At 46.2% G+C, this 22,748-nt stretch carries 18 protein-coding genes and 1 other annotated feature; of the genes, 15 read left to right on the top strand and 3 right to left on the bottom strand.

Annotated features, from left to right (window positions below; translation table 11 throughout):
* Positions 1-65 precede the first annotated feature (65 nt).
* From C0033_RS01725 to C0033_RS01715, 3 genes are read left to right on the top strand one after another with little or no spacing between them, the layout of a single operon-like run.
* Positions 66-827: a hypothetical protein gene (locus C0033_RS01725; RefSeq protein WP_103226126.1), complete on the top strand. Its 762-nt coding sequence runs from the start codon at positions 66-68 to the stop codon at positions 825-827.
* A 4-nt stretch (positions 828-831) separates the two neighbouring features.
* Positions 832-2,316: a hypothetical protein gene (locus tag C0033_RS01720; protein WP_103226125.1), complete on the top strand. Its 1,485-nt coding sequence runs from the start codon at positions 832-834 to the stop codon at positions 2,314-2,316.
* Between the two features lie 12 nt (positions 2,317-2,328).
* Positions 2,329-3,000 (top strand): ABC transporter ATP-binding protein, encoded by a 672-nt coding sequence (locus C0033_RS01715; RefSeq protein WP_103226124.1) that lies wholly within the window; start codon positions 2,329-2,331, stop codon positions 2,998-3,000.
* A gap of 224 nt (positions 3,001-3,224) precedes the next feature.
* Here C0033_RS01715 and C0033_RS01710 read toward each other — a convergent pair whose 3' ends face one another.
* Together C0033_RS01710 and C0033_RS01705 are read right to left on the bottom strand one after the other, a co-directional pair.
* On the bottom strand, positions 3,225-4,583 hold the full coding sequence (locus C0033_RS01710; RefSeq protein ID WP_103226123.1) for an MATE family efflux transporter: 1,359 nt from the start codon (positions 4,581-4,583) through the stop codon (positions 3,225-3,227).
* Entirely contained in the window at positions 4,576-5,007 is a 432-nt protein-coding gene (locus C0033_RS01705; protein WP_103226122.1) for a winged helix DNA-binding protein, read from the bottom strand. Before C0033_RS01705 ends, C0033_RS01710 begins: the two co-directional genes overlap by 8 nt.
* A gap of 156 nt (positions 5,008-5,163) precedes the next feature.
* Positions 5,164-5,393: a binding site (T-box leader), on the top strand.
* A gap of 179 nt (positions 5,394-5,572) precedes the next feature.
* Between C0033_RS01705 and pheS the strand changes: the two genes are divergently transcribed.
* From pheS to C0033_RS26805, 3 genes are all read left to right on the top strand, one after another.
* A complete protein-coding gene (pheS, locus tag C0033_RS01700) occupies positions 5,573-6,592 on the top strand; it encodes a phenylalanine--tRNA ligase subunit alpha (RefSeq protein ID WP_103226121.1) in 1,020 nt (339 codons plus the stop codon).
* Positions 6,593-6,678: 86 nt separating this feature from the next.
* Positions 6,679-9,099, top strand: coding sequence for a phenylalanine--tRNA ligase subunit beta (gene pheT, locus C0033_RS01695; RefSeq protein ID WP_103226120.1), 2,421 nt, complete (start codon positions 6,679-6,681; stop codon positions 9,097-9,099).
* Between the two features lie 256 nt (positions 9,100-9,355).
* Entirely contained in the window at positions 9,356-9,523 is a 168-nt protein-coding gene (locus C0033_RS26805; RefSeq protein WP_180994514.1) for a hypothetical protein, read from the top strand.
* Between the two features lie 15 nt (positions 9,524-9,538).
* Here the strand turns inward: C0033_RS26805 and C0033_RS01690 are convergent, their stop codons facing one another.
* Positions 9,539-11,536: a sigma 54-interacting transcriptional regulator gene (locus tag C0033_RS01690; RefSeq protein ID WP_103226119.1), complete on the bottom strand. Its 1,998-nt coding sequence runs from the start codon at positions 11,534-11,536 to the stop codon at positions 9,539-9,541.
* A gap of 240 nt (positions 11,537-11,776) precedes the next feature.
* Between C0033_RS01690 and C0033_RS01685 the strand changes: the two genes are divergently transcribed.
* From C0033_RS01685 to rnr, 9 genes are all read left to right on the top strand, one after another.
* Entirely contained in the window at positions 11,777-13,444 is a 1,668-nt protein-coding gene (locus tag C0033_RS01685) for an ABC transporter substrate-binding protein (RefSeq protein ID WP_103226118.1), read from the top strand.
* Between the two features lie 124 nt (positions 13,445-13,568).
* Entirely contained in the window at positions 13,569-14,534 is a 966-nt protein-coding gene (locus tag C0033_RS01680; protein ID WP_103226117.1) for an ABC transporter permease, read from the top strand.
* A gap of 4 nt (positions 14,535-14,538) precedes the next feature.
* On the top strand, positions 14,539-15,453 hold the full coding sequence (locus C0033_RS01675; RefSeq protein ID WP_103226116.1) for an ABC transporter permease: 915 nt from the start codon (positions 14,539-14,541) through the stop codon (positions 15,451-15,453).
* Between the two features lie 19 nt (positions 15,454-15,472).
* Entirely contained in the window at positions 15,473-16,468 is a 996-nt protein-coding gene (locus C0033_RS01670; RefSeq protein ID WP_103226115.1) for an ABC transporter ATP-binding protein, read from the top strand.
* Between the two features lie 10 nt (positions 16,469-16,478).
* Positions 16,479-17,486 (top strand): dipeptide ABC transporter ATP-binding protein, encoded by a 1,008-nt coding sequence (locus C0033_RS01665; protein WP_103226114.1) that lies wholly within the window; start codon positions 16,479-16,481, stop codon positions 17,484-17,486.
* Positions 17,487-17,523: 37 nt separating this feature from the next.
* Entirely contained in the window at positions 17,524-18,669 is a 1,146-nt protein-coding gene (gene iadA, locus C0033_RS01660) for a beta-aspartyl-peptidase (RefSeq protein WP_103226113.1), read from the top strand.
* A gap of 290 nt (positions 18,670-18,959) precedes the next feature.
* Positions 18,960-20,228 (top strand): phosphopyruvate hydratase, encoded by a 1,269-nt coding sequence (gene eno / locus C0033_RS01655; RefSeq protein ID WP_103226112.1) that lies wholly within the window; start codon positions 18,960-18,962, stop codon positions 20,226-20,228.
* A 65-nt stretch (positions 20,229-20,293) separates the two neighbouring features.
* On the top strand, positions 20,294-20,521 hold the full coding sequence (gene secG / locus C0033_RS01650) for a preprotein translocase subunit SecG (RefSeq protein WP_347501008.1): 228 nt from the start codon (positions 20,294-20,296) through the stop codon (positions 20,519-20,521).
* Positions 20,522-20,593: 72 nt separating this feature from the next.
* Positions 20,594-22,738 (top strand): ribonuclease R, encoded by a 2,145-nt coding sequence (gene rnr, locus C0033_RS01645; RefSeq protein ID WP_242984387.1) that lies wholly within the window; start codon positions 20,594-20,596, stop codon positions 22,736-22,738.
* Positions 22,739-22,748 lie beyond the last annotated feature (10 nt).

Genomic DNA, 22,748 nt, shown 5'->3' with positions numbered 1-22,748 from the left:
TTTATGGCGAGGGATGCTAATATATAGGTGCAATAGATTTAATCCAATGGAAAGGAAGTGCAGACATGCAAAATTTTATTTTAGAAGGGAAGAAAATAGTTAAACCGGTATTTGTCACAACGTTCCTGCTGACGCTGCTGACCTGTATTCTTTCCTGTACCCTGTACCGTGGGTATACAATCCATTTTGAGATTGATCCCTGGGAAATCGGTACGGAGTTTTTGAGCCTTTTGTTTCCCCTGTTTGTTACCATCCCGATTTGCTGGCAGCTTTACTATGAGCGCAGGGACCGCTTTTTGGCCTACACCCTGCCACGGATCGGCAGGCACCGTTATTTGGTTACAAAGTGGTGTGTGTGCGCAGTATCTGCATTTATCATCATTATGATCCCCTATTTCATTTCTGCCCTGTTTGCGCTGTACGTCAGGGAACCGCAGGAACTCTGGCCGCTTCCGGAAGGATATTCCCACGTTTTCCTGAACCTGTATGCTAAAACGCCGGTTCTCTATGCGTTATTGCTTTCTCTGTGGAAGGGGCTGATGGGTGTACTGACCATGACATTTGGTTTTGTTCTGGCTCTTTATGGCAGCAATATATTCGTAATTCTGACAGGACCGTTTATTTATGTGATTTTAGAGAACTTCTTCTGGTCAATCCTTGGCATGCCGGAACTGCGCTTTGTAACAGCATTTGAGCCTACCAGCCTAAGCTCCCTGTCTGTCCGTCCTGCATCGTTTGCAGCCGGACCGATATTGATGTGTATTGTAATGGGAGCGATGGCGTTTTATTTTCAAAAAGTTAAAAAACGCTCCATTTATCAGGTATAAGCCTATGATGCACCGTGTATGGATGAGGGTTGGCCCAGGTAAGCTCTGCTTGATTTTTGGGTTATCCCTTCTGTTTGGATTGAGTGAAAGAGTGGGTGTACAAAGCTATCTTTCCTATCATTTGCTGACAGTCCTGAATGACCAGTATTATTTCAGTTTTGCCGTACTCCCGGTTTTCCTGTTTCTCTGTACCAGCGTGATGGAGGATGATACGGTTCTGGTGCTGGTGCGGTATGGGACGTATGGACGGTACTTTTTCCACAAATGGCTGGCGCTATCGCTGATTGCTGTATGGTTCTGGATCGGTCAGATCGGCGCTCTTTTGCTCTCCGGACTGGGGCTCCCCATCACAGGAAACTGGCCGGGAGCATCGGTCGGACAGTGGCGGGAAGTATTTATACTGCTGCAAAAGTATTTTCCGTCTCCGTGGGCAGCTATCCTCTGCTGTGCCGGGCAAATGCTTCTTGGATATTGGATGATTGCCCTGATCACCCTCTGCCTGGGTCATTTTTTCAGCCGGTCCATGGCGGTCAGGCTGCTCATGGCGCTTTATTTATTCGCAGTGCTCTGGATTAAGCTGCCGGTCATGTCCTGTCCGCCGTTTGTGTATTTGACCGGACTGAACCATTGGGTGTTTCTGCTCCACAATCTTGCATACCCCTGGCGTCTGCCGTTGACAACAGCAACCTCAGCAGTTCTGGCGGCCATAATGGTGTGGCTTGTCACCTGCAGATGGAGCCGGCGGATTGCTGTTCCGGGGCGTTGTAAGCAAGGCCTTGCTCCCTATTACCGCCGTATCCTGTTTACCTCCAAAAACGTGCTGATTCTGGTTGGCATGATTCTTCTTGTGACGGTCTGGACATGGGTTGCCGGAGGCGTACCAGAGGATAGTGCGGATTGGCTCATCCGGCTGTTTATCGGACACGGCACCGGATATTTTTACCCGATGGGCCTTTTAACCCTGCTGACCATGGAGCTGCTTCCCCTGTGGCCGCTGGGGGGATTCTGTACCCGGGCCGTCGGGGAACGTTCCATATTTTTGACAGTCCGCCTGAAGCGGCGAAATGATATTCTCTGGGCGCTCCTTCATACCGGGCATCTCTGGATTCTTCTGTATGGCGGCCTGTTGACCCTTGCAGCCATCATTCCGCCCCTGCTGCTGAATTTCCCTTTGGATAGGGGACTGGCCGCAGCCGCAGTGGGCCTAAAACTTCTGGATGTTGCATTTCAATTCCTGCTGATCCTGTCTGCCCTTTGCATAACGGGGCATGCAACAGCAGGATTTGTAGCCGCCCTGCTGTTACACTTTCTTTGCGTGTTTCCAATTTCGTGGCTGCCGACAGGAATCTCCAGCCTGGCGAGGCTGGATTTCCCGCAGACGGGCGGAACCATACCCGGAGCGGCAGCAGCCGTGTTACTGGCCGCCCTTTACCTGGCCCTGGTTCTCTGGCTTTATGGCCGGGGCATCAAGCGGCTATTCAATCATTAAGGAGGATAACCTATGGAACCCATTATTTCATTAGACCAAGTAAGTAAGAGTTTTTCCGGACGGTGTGTTCTGTCGAATGTTTCCCTAAATATCGAAAAGGGAAGCACGGTTGGCATTGTCGGGGCCAATGGGAGTGGAAAATCGGTCCTGTTCAATATTATCTGCGGGTTTCTGACCCCGGACAGGGGACAGGTACGCGTGAGGGGGCAGATCCTGGGCAAAGGCCGCGATTTTCCTGAGAATATGGGGGTGCTGATAAACGCCCCCGGTTTTATCAGTCTCAATACAGGACTGCAGAATCTGAGGTATCTGGCGGGCATCCGCGGCGTGGCCGGTGATAGAGAAATCCGCCGCGCCATGCAAAAGGTAGGGCTCGACCCGGAGGATAAAACAAAGGTGGAGCACTACTCCTTGGGCATGAAGCAGAAGCTGGGCATCGCACAGGCCATTATGGAAAATCAGGATATATTGATTTTGGACGAGCCGTTTAATGCCCTTGACTATAAGACCTACAATGACACAAAAGAGATTATCCGAATACTCCAGGCGGAGGGAAGGACAATTCTGATGACCTCCCACAATTACGACGATTTGGAAACGCTCTGTACCCACATCTATGCGATGGATGAAGGGAAGCTGGACATTTTATCCGGTGAGGAGATGAAGCGGCGGTTTCGGGGATAACCAAAGTTCATTTTGGATGACGGACGCTTGCAAAGATGCCGCACCAATCTGTGCCGTTATGGAGATATATGTTAGGTTCTTTCAATACAAAGAAAGCTTGGTAAGTCCGCAGCTGCGGGTTTTCCAAGCTTTTAGATTAAGAAGAAATAAAGAGATAATCAAAAATCTATTCAGTTATTAATGTAAAACAGGACGATTTTTATGTAAATAACTTCACAACAATATTATTCAATAACTTTAGAGTTTTCCCACTTGCCGCTGTGGTAGCGTCCGAATGAGATGGCGGAACCGATTGCCCAGCCGATCGGGATGGACCACCAGATCGCGTCTTCGCCGATGAAGTGCGCCAAGGTATATGCCATGACGACGCGGGTGAACAGATTGAAGAGGGAGCTTGCCATAAACGCTCTCATGTCTCCGGCGCCGCGCAGAAGTCCGTTGGAAGTGAACATCACGCCCATCAGGATGTAGAAGGTGGAAACAGTGGTCATATACTTCATTCCATAATTGATGGCGGCCAAATCCGTATTGGAATCCATAAACAGGTTCAAAAGGTTAGGGCCGAACAAGAAGATGACAGAGGTGATGATAATACTGAAAATCAGCACCATGAACAGGTTGGCTTTGTATCCCTGTCTGACGCGTTCCGGTTTGCCTGCGCCGATGTTCTGTGCGGTATAGCTGGACATGGCGTTAGAAAAGTTCATATTCGGCATCATGGCTAAGGTATCGATCTTGGTTGCCGCCGTGTAGCCTGCGATAAAGGTGGAGCCGTAAGAATTTACCAGGCCCTGCATCATCAGCATGCTGAAAGAGACAATGGACTGCTGGATCATGGAAGGCACCCCGACTTTAGCTATTCTGCGCACGGCAGAAGAGTGGAAGAGAGGGCGTTTGGGGATTGCGGGATATTCCCGTTCGTCCGGCATCTGGACAATTCTTTTTATCAGCACGATAAAGGACAGTACGGCACATACACCTTGGGCGATTAAGGTAGCCCAGGCAACGCCGGCTACGCCCATATTCAATTTAATTACAAAAGTAAGATCCAGCACAATATTAGTGAGCGTGGATACCATGAGGAAGCATAGGGGCGTTTTACTGTCTCCTAAAGCATTGTAAATAGCGTTTAATGCGTTGTAGAGAAAAAGGAAAATGACTCCGCCGAAATAGATGGTCAGATAACTTAACGCGCTGTCAATGATATTATCCGGTGTCTTTAACAGGGAAAGCAGCGGGAGCGCCAACAGTTCCCCGACGATCATGATCATGGCTCCCAACACAAACAAGGAGATAAGAGCCGTGGAAATCGTGGTTTTCATCTCCCGGATCTGGCCTGCGCCGAACTGCTGGGATACCACAACCGTACATCCCATGGACAGTCCGCTGGCTAAAGCTACGGCCAAAAATACAATCGGGAAGGAAGAACCCACCGCTGCCAAAGCGTCGGCACCTACAAAACGCCCCACCACCATGGAATCCACCATATTATAAAGCTGCTGGAACAGATTGCCTGCCAGCATGGGAAGTGCAAAGAAAAATAAAGTTTTTAAGGGATTTCCCTCAGTTAAGTTTTTAATCATGTTGCTTAAACTCCTTTCGGCTTTCTGCCGCATTGCATGCGATTCGTTTTATAAATGAAAGGTATTGATCCCGTTCTTCGGACGAAAAATCCTTGAAGCAGATATCGTTCCATTCGTCAAATATCTGTTGGATGACAGATACCATCTCTTTCCCGCTTTCGGTTAAATGAAGCAGTTTTTCCCGTTTATTATGTAAATTGACACTGCGGACCAGATAACCGCCTTCTTCCAGAGCGGACACGGTTTTGGCGATCCGCCCTTTATCCACGTTCATCTCACAGCAGAGACAGTCCTGGTTGCATGAATCTAAGGAAAATAAAACATGCAAAGTGAGGGCGTCTAAGGGGTGAAGCCCGTAGGATTCCATTCTGCACCGCAGATAGTTTTGTTCACACCGTCGGATGATACTGATGGGGTTGAGCATAAATCAATTCCTTCCTTTCATAAAAACAACAGTTGCTAAATGCAACAGTTGTCAGAGGAAACCTATTTTACACCGTTTTTATGGAGATATCAAGTCTAATCTTGACTTTTTTTTTAGATGTGCTAAAATGATATTCAGATTTTAGAAAATATAACAGGAAAAGCTGTGAAAGCGTTAGTAGGCATTTATTTTCTAGCAGAGAGAGGGAATCACCGGCTGAAAGTTCCCTTTAGTTCAGATAATTGTCCGAAATTCCCGCTGGAGCTGCAGAATTGAACCATTTATCAGTAGGTTCTGCCGTTCATACACGTTACGTATGCCGAGTGTCTGTCCGGGTCTTCCGGCAGGAATCAGGGTGGTACCGCGAATTTAACTTCGTCCCTATTTGGGATGGAGTTTTTTTATATCATAGGAAAGTGCTCCTATGATATAAAAAGCCCTCCGGGCAGGATCGCACTGCGGCGGTGAGGCATAATGTCGCTGAAGCGACCCGCCGCAGGCGGAGAATCCCGCTTGCGGGATTCTATCTTATATCATATGAAAGACAAATGAAATGGAGGAAAAGATGAGAGAGCAGTTAGAAAAAATCAAAGAAGAAGCGCTGAAACAGATTGAAGCTTCCGATGCCCTTGAAAAATTAAATGAGATCAGGGTTGCATACCTTGGCAAAAAGGGGCAGCTTACTACCGTATTAAAGAGTATGAAGGATGTGGCACCGGAAGAGCGGCCGAAAGTGGGGCAGATGGTAAATGATGCCCGCGAATTAATCGAAGCGAAGCTGGAAGAGAATAAACAGGCTCTTGCGAGAAGGGCGAGAGAAGAGCAGATGAAAAAAGAAGTGATCGACGTCACTCTGCCTGCCAAGAAAAGCAATGTGGGCCACAGCCATCCGAATACGATTGCATTGGAAGAAGTTGAGCGTATTTTCGTGGGCATGGGCTATGAAGTGGTAGAAGGGCCGGAAGTGGAATACGATCTCTATAATTTCGAGAAACTGAACATTCCTGCAAACCATCCGGCAAAGGATGAACAGGATACCTTCTATATTAATAAAGACATCGTGCTGAGAACGCAGACTTCTCCGGTTCAGGCCAGAGTGATGGAACAGGGCAAACTGCCGATCCGTATGATCGCTCCTGGCCGTGTATTCCGTTCCGATGAAGTGGATGCTACCCATTCCCCGTCCTTCCATCAGATTGAGGGGCTGGTAATCGACAAGCACATTACATTTGCAGATTTAAAGGGAACGCTGGCGGAATTTGCAAAAGAGCTGTTCGGCGAGGATACCAAGGTTAAATTCAGACCTCATCATTTCCCATTTACAGAACCCAGCGCGGAAGTGGATGTTACCTGTTTTAAGTGTGGCGGCAGCGGATGCCGTTTCTGTAAGGGATCAGGCTGGATTGAGATTTTAGGTTGCGGTATGGTTCATCCTCACGTGCTTGAGATGTGCGGAATTGATCCGGAAGAGTATACCGGTTTTGCATTTGGCGTAGGATTAGAGCGTATTGCGCTTTTGAAATATGAAATTGACGATATGCGTCTGTTATATGAAAACGATATTCGTTTCCTGAAGCAATTTTAACATGAACCCTCAAGGCATTTTGCAAAATGCCTTGACGCTTTAAGTTAAAAGACCAGGTCAGTATAATAAAAAAGGAGATTTTTCAAATGAACACAGCATTATCATGGATAAAAGCATATGTTCCGGATCTGAATGTAACTGCTCAGGAATACACAGACGCAATGACATTATCAGGAACAAAGGTAGAGGGCTATGAAGCCCTGGATAAAAATTTAGAGAAAATTGTGGTAGGACAGATCACCAAAATCGAGCGTCATCCGGATGCGGATAAGCTGATCATCTGCCAGGTTAACATTGGAACAGAATCCATTCAGATCGTCACAGGCGCTCCTAATGTAAAAGAAGGGGATAAGGTTCCTGTTGTATTGGACGGCGGTAAGGTTGCGGGAGGCCATGACGGCGGCCCTCTTCCGGAAGACGGAATTGTGATCAAAAAGGGTAAATTAAGAGGAATTGAATCCTGCGGCATGATGTGTTCCATCGAAGAACTGGGCTCATCCAGAGATATGTATCCGGATGCGCCGGAAAGCGGAATTTACATTCTGCCGGAAGATGCCGAAATCGGGGCAGATGCAGTAGAAGTGCTGGGACTTAGGGACGTGGTATTCGAATATGAAATCACCTCCAACCGTGTGGACTGCTACAGCGTGCTCGGAATTGCAAGAGAGGCGGCGGCTACTTTTAATAAGCCGTTTATCCCGCCTGTAGTGGCTGCTACGGGAAATAAAGAGGATATCAACGATTACCTGAAGGTACGCGTTGAAAATACAACGCTCTGCCCGCGTTACTGTGCCAGAATGGTGAAGAATATTAAATTGGCTCCGTCACCGGAGTGGATGAAGAGACGTCTGGCAGCCAGCGGAATCCGTCCGATCAACAATATCGTGGATATCACAAACTATGTGATGGAAGAATTCGGACAGCCAATGCATGCATATGATTATGATTTGCTGGCAGGCCATGAAATCGTCGTAAAATGTGCGGCAGACGGCGACAGCTTCCAGACCCTTGACGGCCAGGACAGAAAACTGGACAGCACCGTACTCATGATCAATGACGGTGAAAAAGAAGTTGGTATCGCCGGAATCATGGGCGGTGAAAACTCTAAGATCACAGATGATGTAAAAACAATGGTATTTGAAGCCGCCTGCTTTGACGGAACCAATATCCGCCTTTCCTCTAAAAAGGTTGGTCTGAGAACAGACGCTTCCGGAAAATTCGAAAAGGGGCTGGACCCTAATAATGCCCAGGCAGCCATTGACCGCGCCTGTCAGCTTATTGAAGAACTGGGTGCCGGAGAAGTCGTTGGCGGAATGATCGATATTTATCCGGTGAAACGGGAAGGAAAACGGGTTCCATTTAATGCGGAAAAGATCAACAGCCTGTTAGGCACTGAGATCGATGCGGAAACGATGAAGGGCTATTTCAAAAAACTGGATCTTGAATTTGATGAAGCGGCACAGGAAGTCGTAGTTCCTACGTTCCGTCAGGATCTGGAACGTCCGGCAGATATTGCAGAAGAAGTGGCCCGTTTCTACGGATATGATAATATTCCAACCACACTTCCTTCCGGAGAGGCGACCACAGGAAAATTATCCTATAAATTGAGAATTGAAGAAGTGGCCCGTGAAGTTGCAGAATTTTCCGGCTTCAGCCAGAGCATGTCCTATTCCTTCGAGAGCCCGAAAGCATTTGACAAACTGCTGCTTCCGGAGGATTGCCGTCTGAGAAAAACGGTGACCATCTTAAATCCTCTCGGTGAAGATTTCTCTGTGATGAGAACGTCTCCGCTGAACGGATTGTTAACTTCTTTGTCGACTAATTATAATAGAAGAAACAAGGACGTTAAATTATATGAGTTGGCCAATATTTACCTCCCTAAGAGCCTTCCGCTTACAGAACTTCCGGATGAGAGGATGCAGTTCGCGCTTGGCATGTACGGAGAGGGTGATTTCTTCACCATGAAGGGCGTGGTGGAAGAGCTGTTTGAAAAATTGGGAATGAAAAAGAAAGTCCACTATGATCCACAGGCCAACCGTCCATATCTGCATCCGGGAAGAAAAGCGGATATTGTATATGATGGAGTTACCTTAGGTTATATCGGTGAGATTCATCCGGAAGTGGCGGATAATTATAAGATCGGCGAGAGAGCCTATGTGGCGGTTCTGGATATGCCGAACGTAATCCCATTCGCTGATTTCGACAGAAAATATACGGGAATTGCTAAGTATCCGGCTGTTACCAGGGATATCAGTATGGTGGTTCCTAAGAACATTCTGGTTGGACAGATTGAAGATATCATCGCACAGCGCGGCGGCAAGATACTGGAAAGCTATCAGCTGTTCGATATTTATGAAGGAGCACAGATTCTGGCGGGCCATAAATCCGTGGCTTACTCCATCGTGTTCCGTGCTAATGACAGAACCCTGACAGATGATGAAGTGGGAGCTGCCATGAAAAAGATTCTGAACGGACTTCAGGGATTGGGGATTGAACTCCGAGCATAAGATATTTTTATATCAAGCTTTTTACATGAAGGGTGAAGGCATTTTCGAAAATGCCTTCACCCTTCATGTAAATTTATGGAAAAGAAAATGGCAATGGTTTGAAAGACAGGATAAGACTTTATGCGCTGGAATTATTTCTCAGTACAATCCGAAAAAATATGGGCGGAGGCCTGGTATTTTCATATAATTTGACATATAATCCTTCTATAACTATGATGTTTTTATTCAAATCATTTTCAGAAAGAGAGGAACAAATATGAGAGAGTTTTTTTATAAGGAATGGTGTCCGTCAGATAAATGTCTGGTTATAGCAACCGCTTCTTTGCTCGGTATAGTGATCGGATTTATATTGTCTCCGGTTAAAAAAGGTATTTTCTGCGGCAATTACAATGGCAATACTCAAAGGCCAAAAGATAAAGAATAAGAAATACCAAGTCTTTTACTGAATGAGAATTACCTGCCCCATCTCTGTGATCTCACATCCACCCCTTGTCCGGTGAACTTTGATATATCCATGATCGCTTAACGTCTGAAGCGTGCTTCTGATCTTTCCCTCCGTAATGGAAACCCCGTCTTCTTCCAAAAGCCGTTTGATAACAGAACGGCCGATGTGCGGAGTGGAGGCTATCAGATTTAAAATCTGCTTTTCGGCAACGCTTAATCTCGACTGGTTAGCGGCAATTTGGTTTAATATATAAGGCGGAAGGTTCTGTAATGCCAAAAGTTCCCGGTTATAGATGCTGAAAAAATGACGGCATAAATTGTTCAGTTCCTGTGTGTTGCCGGGCCAGGAGTATTGTTTCAAATATTGAAGCAATTGCTCCGACAAAATGGTTTCCGGCGCTATATTGTAATTGTTAAATACATTTTTCAAATAGTGGTCCAGCAGCAATGGAATATCAGCCTCCCTCTGCCTGAGCGGAACTGTGATTAAAGACACGGAATTGATGGTAAAAAATAATTCATCTATAAAGGTTCCCTCCTGGACCATCTGATACAGGTCTTTTGTCGTGGTGGCGATCACTCTGATATTGACCGGTATGGGACGGGTACCCCCAACCCGTTTTACGGAACCGTTTCGGAGCACCTGAAGCAGCACCGACTGAAGATAGTGGGGCATGTACTGGATTCCGTCGATGAACAGGGTTCCGCCGTCTGCGGATTCCAAAATTCCTGTCATGCCTCCGGGGCGGGCGCCGGGAAATGCTCCGTCTTCATATCCCAGAAGTTCGGTATTTATCACGGCTGCTTCCAAAGAGGTGAGATTGAGGGTGACAAAGGGAGCGTCGTGGCGTCTGGAATTATTGTGGATGGCCTGTGCCAGCACTTCCTTTTCCGTTCCGCTTTCTCCTTGGATGATAACGTGGAAGTCATTTAAAGAGATCCGTTTGGCAGTTTCAATCAGATGGAGAACGGAAGGGGTCTGGGTGATAATATGGCTGAAATCATACAGCTTCCTGGTCATGGAACCTGGTGTGGTATCGTCCATCAGTTCACTGGTATCGTTAGAGCGGTAGGAGTGAATCAGATACATGCGGGAAGCATTGATGGTGTCGATTTCCTGAATCCAAAGGCGTATCAGTTCTTCGTTGGTATTTTTTAACAGGAATTCACTGCTTCCATGCAGGTCACAGGTTATGGCGTGATCCTCTAAAAGCGCAGGCAGGTTCTGGCCGATTAAATCGTGATTTAGCAGGCAGAGCATGGAAGTAAATGGCTGGTTGACCATCTGGATGGAGTCGCTGCTGTCGATCAGGCAGACGCCGTTAGCGATGGTATTGATTATGGCCTGGGTTATCATCTGCGTGTCGAGGGCCTGAGAAAGCTGCTGGTTGGAAAGCTTGATGATCTGAACAATGTGGTTGATGTAGTTTCTGGTGATTTCATCCGCCAGGTTGAGGGGCAGGTGATACCATGCGATAATTTCGTTAATGGTAGAGATATCCACCACCCGGTTTCCGATATCAATTACAGTTGGAATGGTTTTGGGAACAAGATGGACTTCTCCTACGGTCACCGCATATTTGATTTCAGGGGAAACAGGGCTGCAGCCGGGATAATAGGGCAGAAAATGATATTGGGAAATACCAAAATCCTGAAGCTGGCGGATTACTTCATAGGTGTTCCGTTCGGAGTCATTTACCAGATAAACAAAGGAGCCGGGCGGAATCTGAAGTATTTTATGCAGGTACGTATGGTTAAAGGTACGGATGCAAATCAACTCGTGGACATGATCCGGCAACATATCCTGACATTTAGGCTGGATATCTGCGGCGGAATACAGGATACATGAGGTGGAGGACAGCAGTTTTGGGGTCACATCGGGCAGCAGAACGGATTCGATTTCCAGATAATTGTGGAATATGGAGGAGAGATAGGAGTATAGTCCGATGCGGGCCGTGGAATTGAGTGTTATTATCACCAGTTTTTCTTTCATATTGATTCTCCTTTATCAATAGTTATTAGGTTGATTATAATATAAAATTACAAATAAAACAACCTAATGTGCTGCTTTAAAGGGAAGAAACCAGGAAACTTTAACAATTTGTTATAAAATATTTGACGAATGAAGTCTAGGTATGTAAAATTTGAATAAAGGAAAAGCAAAGACGCTTACACTTTTACAGGTGATCTGCGCCTTTGTTTTTTGTTAAGCAAAAAGATAGGAGAGTGTACTATGAAAAAGAGAATGATTTCTTTGGTTCTGGCAGCAACTATGATCTCCGCATCATTAGCAGGATGCGGCGGCGGTTCTTCCACTTCAGGAACCACAGCAGCGGGAACGACCGCGGCAGGCGCTACGACAACAGCGGCAGCATCTGGAGAAACAACAGCCGCAGCAGCAGAAGGAACATCTACAGAGGGTAAGGACAGCATTGTTATCGTTACTTCTTCTGATATTCTTTCTATGGACCCATACCGTTATGATGAAGGTCCTACAAACCAGTTTATGCTTCATGTTTACGAGCCTCTTGTAATGGCAGATCCTGAGATGAAGTATCAGCCACATCTTGCAGAGAGCTGGGATCAGTCAGAGGATGGACTCACCTGGACATTCCATTTAAGAAAAGGTGTTAAATTCCATGACGGCGACGAGATGACAGCAGAAGACGTTGTTGCTTCCATCAATGTAGCAGGCAACCCAGATTCACCTTCTGCATTCAGCAGCTATACATCTACATTTGCGTCTGTAACAGCTGTTGATGACTATACAGTTGAGATTAAGCTCAACCAGACCAATCCGATTATGCTTTTCAATATGGCACAGATTTACATACTGAAAAAAGAGAACATCGAAGGCAAAACAGAAGAAGAGATCGCAGCAAATGTATGCGGTACCGGACGTTATAAATTTGTTGAGCAGGTAAAAGAAGATCATATTGATTTAGTTGCCAACGAAGATTACTGGGGTGAAATGCCTTCTATTAAGAACGTAAGATTCCGCCCAATCAGCAATGAAGCAACCAGAACAGCAACCATGCTGACCGGTGAAGTTGATGTTACAATCAACGTAGCAGTAAGGGATATCGACAGACTTGAGAACACTGCCGGAATCCAGGTGCTGAAACAGAAAGGCTTACGTGAAATTTACTTAAACCTGGACAGCCGTGAGGATTCTCCTTTATTCCCAGGAGTGAAAAACCCGATGTCTGATCCTAAGGTCAGAGAAGCTATGTATATTTCAATTGATGAAGATGCAATCATCAAATCTGTTATGAACGGATCTGCTTATGTTATGAACTCCATCATTCCTGAAAATTACATTGGCTATCAGCCGGTAGACCGCCCGGCTTATGATCCGGAACGTGCAAAACAGCTTCTTGCAGAAGCAGGATATCCGGATGGATTTGAAGTTACTTTAGACGCTCCAAACGACCGTTATGTAAATGATGCGGAAATCGCACAGGCAGTTACTGGTTACTTCGAAAAAATCGGTATTAAGGTTAACTTAAACCTGATGCCAAAGGCAAACTTCTTTACTTATATTAAACCTTTTGAGAACAAATCCATGCTGCTTATGACCGGATGGTCTGATTCTTCAGGCGACGGTACTTCCCTGCTTCATGATATGCTTTATACTTATGACAGAGAAGCAGCTGTAGGCGGTGTAAACAGAGGCCATTATTCTAATGCAGAAGTTGATAAACTGATCGACCAGGCATATGAAGAAATCGACGAGACAAAACGCGGCGAGATCATCGCACAGGCTGAGAAGATCGCAAGAGACGAGTTTGCTTATATTCCTCTTCATTTTGAACAGGATACATACGCAATTAAAGATACTCTGAACTACACACCAAGACCAAACAACTATGTATTTGCTTGGGAGTTCTCTTACAAATAAGCTTTGGCTTATAAGGGATTGAAACGAATATAGGCTACAGGCTTTCACGGCAGTCAGCTGAAATAAGGGTCTGCCGATGGAAGCCTGTTTTATTGACAAGAACTACACATTGAGGTGAGAAAAAGTGATTAAGTATATTATCAAACGGTTTGTTCAAATGCTTGTAGTATTGTTTATAGTATCAGTACTCGTCTTTTTGTTAACCAATTTTATTGGTGATCCGGTAGATATGCTGGTTCCGGAAAATGCAACATTGGAACAGATTGAATCCGCGCGTGCGCGTTTGGGATTAGACCGTCCGCTTCCTGTTCAGTACGGAATCTTTTTAAATGATGTTCTTCATGGTAATTTCGGTAAGTCCTATTCTTATGGTCTTCCGGCTATGGGGCTGATTGTGGAACGAATTCCGGCAACGATGGAAATCGTAATTGTAGCAGCACTGCTGACTCTGGTGATTGCAATCCCTCTGGGTGTTTATGCAGGCGCTTTTCCAAAAAGGAAATCAAGTAAAATTATCATGTCAGGTTCCATCCTGGGAATTTCACTGCCTTCATTCTGGCTGGGCATGATGATGATTTATATATTTGCTGTAGTATTCCGTCTTCTTCCGGCTTCAGGAAGAGGTAATACCGTAACAATTTTGGGAATTAAAACCAGTCTTTTTGCGCCGGGAGGATGGAAATATATCCTGCTGCCGTCTGTAACACTGGCTATGACCAATATCGCAACTACTCTGCGTTTGACCCGTTCCGGTATTCTGGAAAATATGAAGCAGGACTATATTAAATTTGCAAGAGCAAAGGGTGTTCCGTCCAGAACGGTATTGTTCGGGCATGCGCTTAAAAATGCGCTGATTCCGGTTATTACGATCTTTGGTATGAACCTGGGAAGCATGATCGCATTTACTACGATTACGGAAACGATCTTTGCGTGGCCTGGTATGGGAAAACTGCTGATCGATGCGATCGGTAAAGCAGACCGTCCGATTATCGTGGCTTACCTGATGGCAACCTCCTGCCTGTTCGTAGTGCTTAATTTCATCGTAGATATCTTATATACCTTTATAGACCCTAGAATTGAGTTGAGGTGACGACATGGGTGAGACAAAAAACACAAAAAATGAAAAGAAATCAGCGTGGAAGAATTTTCTGGAATCAGAATTCTTCTACCATTATAAACATAATTTGCCCGCCATCATCGGCAGCATATTAGTTTTGATTGCAATTCTTGTTGCAGTTTTTGGAAAGTTCCTGGCTCCTCAGAATCCATATGATCTGACACAGATCGATCTGATGGATTCCTATCTTCCTCCTGCCTGGAGCAATGGAGGAAGCTTGAAATTCCTTCTGGGTACGGATAACCAGGGCCGTGATATTTTAAGTGCGATTATCTACGGAAGCGTCAGTTCTCTTACGATCGGATTAGTAGGTATGCTGGCATCCTGTTTAATCGGTACCACGTTAGGTCTGATTGCCGGTTATTTCGGCGGAAAAGTGGATTCTATCATCATGAGAATCGCTGATATCCAGCTGTCTTTCCCATCTATGCTGATCGCTTTATTTATCATGTCCGTGTTCGGCCGTGGTATTGATAAGCTGCTGATCGCGTTAACCATGGTTGGATGGGTGAAATATGCCCGAACGGTCAGAGGCGAGACGCTTTCCGTCCGCAAGAAGGAGTATGTGGAGGCGGCCAGAACCATCGGGCTTCCAAATTACCGGATTATATTAAAACACGTTATGCCCAATGTTGTGACTTCAATTATTGTCCTGGCAACGATTCAGGTCGGTGATTTTATCCTGACTGAAGCAACGCTCAGTTTCCTGGGTGTCGGCGTGCCGATTACGGAACCGTCCTTAGGACTGTTGGTTAAGACCGGATTCGATGTATTGTTCAGCGGACTCTGGTGGGCATCTGTATTCCCGGGACTTTATATTATGCTGGTTGTGTTCGGTATCAATCTGCTGGGAGACTTCCTGCGCGATGAATTGAACCCGAATCTGAAATAAGCTGGAAGGGAGAATGACAATGGCGAATGAAGAAACAACGTTATTGGACGTACAAAGACTGAAAACGTATTTTCATACATTTAAAGGCGTAGTAAAAGCGGTTGATGATGTCAGCTTTTCCCTGAAAAAGGGAGAGATCCTCGGTATCGTTGGAGAATCCGGAAGCGGAAAATCCGTTACCAGCTTCTCCATTCTGAAGCTGGTAGAAGAGCCGGGCGTGGTAGAGGCTGACAGCATCCTGTTCGACGGCAAAGAATTAACAAAAATGAGCGAAAAAGACATGACTCAGATCAGGGGAAAAGATATCTCCATGGTATTCCAGGACCCGATGACTTCTTTAAATCCGCTCTATACGATACAGAGACAGATGGAGGAAGTGTTAATCCTCCACGCACCGCAGATGAATGCGGCTCAGAGGAAGGAACGCTGTATTGAACTTTTAAGACAGGTAGGAATTCCCAATCCGGAAGACCGTTTAAAAGCATATCCTCATGAATTTTCTGGTGGTATGAGGCAGAGAGTTATCATCGCGATTTCACTCGCAACCGATCCCAAACTGCTGATCGCAGATGAGCCGACTACGGCTCTGGACGTTACCATTCAGGCTCAGATCCTGAGATTAATGAAGAAGTTAGTTAAGGAAAAACATGCGTCTCTGATTCTGATCACACATGACCTTGCTGTAGTTTCTGAAATGGTTGATAAAATCAACGTTATGTACTGCGGCAAGCTGGTTGAAACAGGCAGCAATGAGGACGTGGTTTACCACAGCGCGCATCCTTATACCGAAGGTCTTTTGAACTCGATTCCTAAGTTAAGGGAAGACAGAGACCGCCTGGAATTCATACCGGGTATGGTTCCCAACATGTTTGAATTACCTCAGGGATGTTACTTTGCACCGAGATGTAAATACTGCCAGGAGATCTGTAATAAAGAGCAGCCTCAGATGCAGGATTTAGGAAATGATCATAAGGTAGCGTGTCATTTTCCGTTGATCTCGAAGGAAGTTAAATAGGAGGACAGCAATGCAGGAACCATTAATTGAAGTTAAAAATTTAAAACAGGAGTTCCGTCTTACAAAAGGTCTTCTTCAGTCCCTTCGTATTGAAGACGGAAAGATTGTCAAAGAGGATAAGATCGTGCATGCGGTCAATGATGTCAGCTTTAAGATCAATAAAGGGGAAGTATTCAGTCTGGTTGGAGAGAGCGGATGCGGGAAATCCACAACTGCGAGAACGATCATCCGTCTTTTAGAGCCGGCCGGAGGCCAGGTTCTCTATAAAGGAACGGATATCAGCCATTTAAAACCCAACCAGATTCTGCCTTACAGAAAAGATATGCAGATGATCTTCCAGGACCCCTATGCATCGTTGAACCCTAAACAGCGCGTAGAAGATATTATTATGGAACCAATGCTGTTTCATAAGATTGTGAACACCAAAGAAGAAGCGCGAAAAAAATGTATGGAGATTCTGGAACGCGTGGGACTTCGTCCTGAGCAGGCGTCCCGTTATCCTCATCAGTTTTCAGGCGGACAGAGACAGCGTATCGGCGTTGCCAGAGCTCTGGCGGTTCAGCCGGAATTCATCATTGCGGACGAACCGGTATCTGCGCTGGATGTGTCCATTCAGGCTCAGATTCTGAATCTTTTGATGGACTTAAAAGATGAATTTAATTTCTCCTATCTGTTTATTGCCCATGACCTTTCGGTTGTGCGCCATATCAGCGACCGTCTCGGCGTTATGTACCTGGGCGGTATCGTGGAGATGGGAGATAAGAATACGATTTTTGAAAATCCGCTTCATCCATATACGAACCTTCTGTTTTCCGCTGTTCCTACCGTAGGAGAAGCTCCTTTGGTGGAAAGCGTTGAGATTGAAGGCGAAATTCCGAACCCGGTTAATCTTCCGAGCGGATGCTATTTCCATGACCGCTGCCCTTATGCGACGGATCTGTGCAAAAAAGAGCGTCCGGAACTGAAAGATATCGGAGGCGAACATTATGTAGCCTGTCATCATGTGAAAGGCAAATAAGTTAGAATAATTACCAAATGTAAAGAGGGGTATCATTATGATATTGATAAAACAGGCAGACATCTACGCGCCGGAATCCATCGGCATTCATGATGTGCTGCTTTGTGCCGGGAAGATAGAGGCAATTGGAGATGATCTTTCTCCGCTCTGTAACTGCCAGGTGATCGACGGAACCGGGATGAAGCTGATTCCCGGCATCATCGACCGCCATGTGCATGTTACAGGCGGAGGCGGTGAGGGAAGCTTTCATACGAGAGCGCCTGAAGTCCAGCTTTCTTCCCTGATTCAGGGCGGTGTGACCACAGTTCTGGGACTGCTCGGAACAGATGGAATCACCAGAAGTGTTGAAAATCTTGTAGCAAAGGTTAAAGCTTTGAAAGAAGAGGGAATCAGCGCATACGCTGTTTCCGGCTCCTATGGTTTCCCACCGGTTACGATCACCGGCGACCTTCAGAAGGACATCGTATTTATCGATGAAGTGATCGGCGTAAAACTGGCCATATCAGACCATCGCGCGCCCAATATCTCCGTTGAAGAACTGATCCGCCTTGGAAGCGATGTCAGGACGGCAGGAATGCTTTCAGGCAAAGCCGGAATCGTGGTTCTGCATATGGGAGACGATAACAGGGGATTGGAACCTGTATTCGAGGCTTTGGAGAGAACCTCCATTCCGATTAAAACCTTCCAGCCGACCCATGTAAGCCGCACGGAAAAGCTGTTAAAGGATGCGTTTAAGTTTGCCAAAATGGGCGGAACCATTGACATTACCTGCGGCGAGTCCAGACGGGACAAAGTGGCGCTTCTGTTAAAAGATGCGAAGAGCCAGGGAGTTCCTATGGAAAACCTGACCTTCAGTTCCGATGGACAGGGCAGCTGGTCAAAATATGATGAAAACGGAAAGCTGGTAAAGATCGGGGTTTCAGATGTGGACACGATTATAAAGGAGCTGGCTTATCTCGTAAATGAGGCAGGTTTCCCATTAGAAGAAGTTCTTCCTCTTGGAACCTCCAATGTAGCGCGGGCGCTTGAAATCGACGGACTGAAAGGTTCCATCAGAGAGGGCGCAGATGCGGATCTTCTGCTTGTTAACGACAGTATGGAACTGGATACTGTGATTGCAGGCGGAAATGTGATGATGCGGAATGGGGAAGTACTTGTTAAAGGGACCTATGATGAAAGATAATGATGTTGTGAAGCGTTATTTTAGTTAGAAAGAAATGCCGGAAAGAAGGGGATACCCGGACGGCAGGCAGAAAAAAAGAGACAAGGAGTTTCAATGATACTCCTTGTCTCTTTTTTTCTTGATATTGGCTGGTTAACCTGAGATTTAAAGTGAAGGGTGAAGGCATTTTCGAAAATGCCTTCACCCTTGATGTAAAAAACGGTGTTCGAAAGCCCATAAAAAAAGCGCATAGAAATGCAGAAAATGGCTATCCTTACATTAGAACGAAACTAATTTTAGGAGGCCATTTTATGTATAATAAATTCGAAATTGTAGGCGTGATGGGACGTGAAATTCTGGATTCCAGGGGAAATCCCACCGTAGAGGTGGAGGTGACGCTGGAGGGCGGAGCTAAAGGACGGGCAGCCGTTCCGTCAGGGGCGTCCACAGGCAAATACGAAGCGGTGGAATTAAGGGACGGTGGTTCCAGATATCATGGTTTGGGCGTTAAAAAAGCGGTGGAATACGTTAATACGGTTCTGGCCGAGGTGGTCGCATTTGAAGACGCCTCCAACCAAAAGCTGATTGACCGTCTTCTCAGGGAAGCGGACGGAACGGATAATAAAGAAAAACTGGGCGCCAATGCCATCCTGGGCGTATCCCTGGCGGTTGCCAGGGCTGCGGCCAACGAATTGGGAATTCCGCTGTTCCGTTATTTAGGAGGAATTCAGGCGGATACGATGCCGGTTCCCATGATGAACATTTTAAATGGCGGCGTTCATGCGGACAATACCGTAGACCTCCAGGAATTTATGATCATGCCGGTGGGGGCGGAATGCTTTAGCCAGGGTCTTCAGATGTGCGCCGAAATCTACCATACGCTGAAAAAACTGCTGAAAACCAGCGGATATTCCACCGCGGTGGGAGATGAAGGCGGATTTGCCCCTGACCTTAAAAATACGGAGGAAGTGCTTTCCTATATTGTGGAGGCGGTAAAACTGAGCGGATACCATCCGGGAAAAGATATAAAGATTGCAATCGATGCGGCTTCCAGCGAACTTTTTGAAGAGGAAACGGGGCTGTATTATTTCCCGGGTGAGAGCAAGATGACGGGTATTGAAGTGCGCAGGGATGCCAAAGAAATGGTGGATTATTACCGCAGGCTGGTAGACGGCTTCCCGATCATTTCCATTGAAGACGGTCTTCAGGAAGAGGATTGGGAAGGATGGCAGATGCTCACTAAGACGTTGGGAGATAAAGTACAGCTGGTTGGAGACGATCTGTTTGTAACCAATACAGAGCGCCTCAAAAAGGGAATCGAAATGAAAGCCGGAAATTCTATCCTCATCAAAGTAAACCAGATCGGTACGCTGAGCGAAAGCCTGGAAGCCATCGAGATGGCGAAGAAAGCGGGATTTACTACCGTGATTTCCCACCGCTCAGGTGAGACGGAAGATTCCATTATCGCAGACATTGCGGTGGCAGTAAACAGCGGTCAGATAAAGACCGGAGCTCCCTGCAGATCAGACCGGACAGCCAAGTATAACCAGCTTCTCAGGATCGAAGAAAAAATAAAATAGAGGTTGTATTTAGAGGACAAATATGGTATGATATCTGTGTTTGACTATAGGAGGTGTGGATTGTAATGGTTAAGTTGATATTATCAATAGTATTTGTTCTCATATGCATAGCGTTAACAGTGATTGTATTGCTTCAGGAAGGCAAGTCAGCAGGACTTGGTTCCATCGGCGGCATGGCGGAAACTTATTGGGGAAAGAACAAGGGTCGTTCCATGGAAGGAAACCTTGAGAAGTTTACAAAGTTTGCAGCCTTTGCGTTTGTTATATTGGCAATTGTTTTGAATTTACTTTAACAGATGAGCACTCTTGGGAACAAGGGTGCTTTCATTTTATCATAAGGAACTAACAAGAAATGAGAGGTAGAGATGACCGAAGAGCAGTTAAAAGAGAGAAAAGAGATTGTGCTGTCTCTGATTGGTGACCCGGCTTACGTGCCGATGAAGTTAAAAGAGATGGCAATGCTTTTAAATGTCCCGAAACATCAGAGAGACGACTTAAAGGCAGTCTTAGACGAGCTTTTGAGAGAAGGCAAAGTGGGCATTTCCAAGCGCGGTAAATATGGAAAGCCGGAGACATTTGCGATGGTTGGAATGTTTTCAGGACACCCCAAGGGATTCGGATTTGTCACAATCGAAGGACGGGACAGCGATGTATTTATTCCTGAGGACAAGACCGGCGGAGCCTTGCACGGGGACAAGGTTCAGATCGTGATCGAGCAGGAGAGCAAGGGGAAGAGGGCGGAAGGTTCCGTTATCCGTATTCTGGAACATGCCAATGAAACCCTTGTGGGTTTTTATCAAAAAAACAAAAATTTTGGATTTGTAATTCCGGATAATCTTAAAATCAATAAGGATGTTTTCATACCCCAGGGAAAAGACATGGGAGCGGTTCAGGGACATAAGGTGGTGGTTAAGATCACGGATTTCGGCGACGGGAATAAGAAACCGGAAGGCGTGATTACAGAGATCATCGGCCATGTGAATGATCCGGGTACGGACATTTTATCTATCGTGAAAGCCTATGGACTGCCGGAAGCATATCCGGAAGAAGTGATGAAACAGGTGGAGCGAATCGGGGACAGTGTAGACCCTAAAGAGATGGAAGGGCGTCTGGATCTAAGAGGATGGCAGACGGTGACCATTGATGGGGAAGACGCAAAGGATTTGGATGATGCGATCACCCTTACTAAAGAGGGAAAATCCTATAAGCTGGGCGTTCATATAGCGGATGTTACCAATTATGTGACAGAAGGAAGCCCATTGGATCAGGAAGCGTTAAACAGAGGAACAAGCGTTTATCTGGTGGACCGTGTGATCCCCATGCTGCCGCATAAGCTTTCCAACGGAATCTGTTCATTGAATGCGGGTACGGACCGTTTGGCTTTAAGCTGTATTATGGATGTGGATGAGCATGGAACCGTCACAGGCCACCGGATTGCAGAAACTGTGGTTAATGTGGACCGCAGGATGACGTATACAGCGGTGAATGCCATCATAACAGACCGGGATAAAGCGGTGATGGAGGAATACCGGGATTTTGTGGAGATGTTCGACCTGATGAAAGAGCTGTCCGACATTTTACGGGAGAAGAGAAGAAAAAGGGGCTCTATCGACTTTGATTTTCCTGAGAGCAAGGTCATTCTGGATGAAAACGGAAAACCTATAGAGATCAAGCCTTATGAAAGAAATGCCGCCACAAAGCTGATTGAAGATTTCATGCTTTTGGCAAATGAAACCGTGGCGGAAGATTATTTCTGGCAGGATCTTCCTTTCGTTTACCGTACGCATGATTATCCGGACCCGGAAAAGATGAAGCGTCTGGGAACATTTATCAACAATTTTGGCTATACCATTAAAACCCAGCAGGGAGAAGTGCATCCGAAAGAGCTTCAGAAGCTGCTGGAAAAGATTGAAGGAACTACAGAAGAGGCGCTGATCAGCCGGCTTACATTAAGATCCATGAAACAAGCCAAGTACATGCCTATGTGCATTGGGCATTTCGGCCTGGCTGCCAAATATTATACTCATTTTACGTCTCCGATCCGCCGGTATCCTGATTTACAGATTCACCGGATCATCAAGGAGAACATGAGGGGCGGGCTGTCGGAAAAGCGGATTGCCCACTATGATAAGATCCTTCAGGGCGTTACGGTGCAGTGTTCTGCCATGGAACGCCGGGCGGATGAAGCGGAGAGGGAGACTTTGAAGCTTAAAAAATGTGAATACATGTCCCGCCACATTGGAGAAGAGTTTGAAGGCGTTATCTCAGGCGTCACAAACTGGGGATTCTATGTGGAGCTGCCGAATACGGTGGAAGGGCTTGTTCACGTAAATGATCTTCACGGAGATTATTATGCCTTTGACGAGGAGCGGATGGAACTGATCGGAGAACTTTCCAGAAAGACATACAAGCTGGGACAAAAGATCTGGGTTACAGTGACCGGAACCGACAAACTCGCCAAGACAATCGACTTTATTCCAGCAAAAAGAGAGACAGAAGAAGTGGAATAACAGGAGGAAG

Source organism: Clostridium sp. chh4-2 (assembly GCF_002899675.1).
In the GTDB taxonomy this organism is placed as follows: Bacteria; Bacillota; Clostridia; order Lachnospirales; family Lachnospiraceae; genus CHH4-2.
Note: the sequence above shows the minus strand (reverse complement) of the source record. Positions and strands in the feature narration are given on the sequence as shown.